The following is a 2,969-nucleotide window of genomic DNA, read 5'->3' on the forward strand; positions in this document are numbered from 1 at the left end:
CGAAACCCGCCGCCAACCCACCGCCATGACCGACCTGCTTTCGATTGCCCCGCGCGACAAGGCCGAAATCCTGGCCCAGGCGCTGCCCTACATCCGCAGCTTCCATGGCAAAACCATGGTCATCAAATACGGCGGCAACGCCATGACCGACCCGGCCCTGCAGGCCGACTTCGCCGAAGACGTGGTGCTGCTCAAGCTGGTCGGAATGAACCCCGTCGTCATTCATGGCGGCGGCCCCCAGATCGAGATCGCGCTCAACCGGTTGGGGAAAAAGGGCGAGTTCATCCAGGGCATGCGCGTGACCGACGACGAGACCATGGAGGTCGTCGAATGGGTGCTCGCCGGCCAGGTGCAGCAGGACATCGTGGGCCTGATCAACCAGGCCGGCGGCAAGGCCGTGGGGCTGACCGGGCGCGACGGCGCCATGATCCGTGCGCGCAAGCTCAGGCTGCGCGACAGCCGGGACCCCCGCATCGAGCACGACGTCGGCCAGGTGGGCGATATCGTCTCCATCGACCCGAGCGTGGTGCGCGCGCTGCAGGACGACGCCTTCATCCCCGTCATCAGCCCCATCGGCTTTGGCGAGGACAACGAGAGCTACAACATCAATGCGGACTTGGTCGCGAGCAAGCTCGCCACCGTGCTGCAGGCCGAAAAACTGCTGCTGCTCACGAATACCCCGGGCGTGCTGGACAAGGCGGGCCAGCTGCTCACGGACCTGAGCGCGCGCCGCATCGACGAGCTGTTCGCCGACGGGACCCTCTCGGGCGGCATGCTGCCCAAGATCGCGGGAGCGCTCGACGCCGCCAAGGCGGGGGTGCACGCGGTGCACATCATCGACGGCCGCGTGCCGCACGCACTGCTGCTCGAGATCCTCACCGACCAAGCCTACGGAACGATGATCCGCAGCCACTGAAACCGCACACGGACACCGACGCCATGAGGCTTTTGCTGGTTGAAGACGACGTGATGCTGGCCAGTGGCATCAAGCTCGGCCTGGGCGCCGCAGGGTACGCCGTGGACTGGGTGGGCAGCGGCGAGCGGGCCGAAGCCGTGCTGCGCAGCGAATCCTTCGACGCGGCGGTCATCGACCTCGGCCTGCCCGCGATGGACGGCCTGGAACTGACCCGCCGCCTGCGGCGCCCGAACATGGCCAGCCCGGACATGCCGGTGTTGATCCTGACGGCGCGCGATGCCCTGCAGGACCGGGTGCGGGGGCTCGATCTGGGGGCCGACGACTACATGCTCAAGCCCTTCGAGCTGCCCGAGCTGCTGGCGCGCCTGCGCGCCCTGCTGCGCCGCTCGCAGGCCGCGACGACCGCGGTGCTGCGCTTTGGCCCGCTCGAACTGGACACCGCGCGCCGCCGCGCGGGAATCCGCAGCGGCGCCGTGCGGCAGGAGATCGAGCTCGGACCGCGCGAGTGGACGGTGCTCGAATACCTGCTCATGCACGACCCCAAGCCCGCGAACAAGGACAAGCTCGTGCGCGCCCTGACCGGCTGGGACCAGGAGATCACGCCGAACGCGGTGGAGGTCTACGTCTCGCGCCTGCGGGGCAAGCTCGAGCCCCACGGGGTGGCACTGCGGTCCATCCGCGGCTTTGGCTACCGGCTGGAGCTTCGGCCCGCCTGACCCGCGCGCGATGAGCTCCGCCCTGCGCACCCGGCTACCGCTGATGCTGGCGTTGCCGCTGTGCCTGCTCATGCTCGTGGGCCTGTGGCTCGACTACCGCGCGGCCGGCGAGGCTGCGGGCCGCTATGACCAGCTGTTGGCGCAGCTGCTGCCCGCGCTCGCCGAATCGGTGCGCGCGCCCGAGCCCCCGGGCCGCGCGCCGCGGCTGCTGCCGACGCCGCCGCTGCAAGACTTCCTGCAGCGCAACGCCGGGGTTTCGGGCTACAGCGTGCGCGACCGCGCGGGCCGCCTGCTGCTGGGTGACGCCTGGGTGCGCGGCGCGCTCCCCGCGACGCAGGCGCCCGAGTTCCACAGCCTGGAATTCCGCGCAACGACTTACCGGGTGGCCATGCAGCGCGCGCGCACGGGCGCGGGGGAACTGGTGCTGGCCCTGGCCGACGGGTCGGACCCGCAGCAGCAATGGGTCCGGCAACTGCTGATGCGGGTGCTGCTGCCGAACCTGGCGCTGCTCATCGCCACCGGGCTGGTGATCCACTGGGCGGTGCGCCAGGCCGTCAAGCCCCTGGTGGGGCTGGCCGCGGCGGTTGCGCGCCGCTCGCCGCAGGACCTGCGCCCCATCGACGAAGCGGCCTCGCCCGACGAGGTGCGCCCGCTGGTGCATTCGCTCAACCGCCTGTTTGCATTGGTTGACGCGCAGGCCGAGGCGCAGCGCCGCTTCGTCGCCGACGCCGCGCACCAGCTGCGCACCCCGCTCGCGGGCCTGCAGGCGCAGGTCGAGGCCTGGGCCATGGCAGCCAGGGCGGCGCCCGCGCAGAAGACGCCCGCAGTTTCCGCGCAACACGCGCTGGGCGCGATCGTTTTGGGCACGCAGCAGATCGAAAAGCTGCGCCACGCAACGCGCCGCACCTCGCAATTGGCGCACCAGCTGCTGACGCTGTCCTGCGCCGACGCGCGCAGCCTGGCCGTCCAACCGCCGCAGCGCGTGGACCTCAAGGACCTGTGCGAATCGGTGCTCGAAACCTTTCTCGACGCGGCCACCGGCAAGGGCCTCGACCTGGGGCTGGAGGCGCAGCCGGTGCAGGCCACGGGCCACGGCGGGCTGCTGCGCGAACTGCTGTCGAACCTGGTGGACAACGCCGTCAAGTACACCCCCGCGGGGGGCGTGGTCACCATCCGCTGCGGCTGGCGCCTGGGGCACGCCGGCGCGCCCCAGGCCTGCGTCGAGGTCGAGGACGACGGGCCCGGCGTTCCCGACGGCGAACACGCACGCGTCCTGCAGCGCTTCTACCGGCTGCCCGGCGCGGGCGGCGAGGGAACGGGCCTGGGGCTGGCGATTG

3 protein-coding genes are annotated in these 2,969 nt (G+C 71.1%); all 3 read left to right on the top strand.

The genetic code is table 11. The annotated features are described in order from the left end of the window. Positions 1–25 precede the first annotated feature (25 nt). Positions 26–916, top strand: coding sequence for an acetylglutamate kinase (argB, locus tag VTU_RS0117735; protein ID WP_029554527.1), 891 nt, complete (start codon positions 26–28; stop codon positions 914–916). Positions 917–939: 23 nt separating this feature from the next. Next, complete coding sequence (locus tag VTU_RS0117740) at positions 940–1,632, top strand: response regulator (protein WP_010106678.1); 693 nt, start codon at positions 940–942, stop codon at positions 1,630–1,632. A 10-nt stretch (positions 1,633–1,642) separates the two neighbouring features. Next, on the top strand, positions 1,643–2,969 hold a 1,327-nt coding region (locus VTU_RS0117745), incomplete at its 3' end, for a sensor histidine kinase N-terminal domain-containing protein (RefSeq protein ID WP_010106679.1).

It is taken from the genome of Verminephrobacter aporrectodeae subsp. tuberculatae At4 (assembly GCF_000193225.1).
Taxonomy (GTDB): domain Bacteria; phylum Pseudomonadota; class Gammaproteobacteria; order Burkholderiales; family Burkholderiaceae_C; genus Acidovorax; species Acidovorax aporrectodeae.

Coding starts and splice junctions, on each gene's coding strand:
- argB (WP_029554527.1), top strand. CDS start 26: ATGACCGACCTGCTTTCGATTGCCCCGCGCGACAAGGCCGAAATCCTG.
- VTU_RS0117740 (WP_010106678.1), top strand. CDS start 940: ATGAGGCTTTTGCTGGTTGAAGACGACGTGATGCTGGCCAGTGGCATC.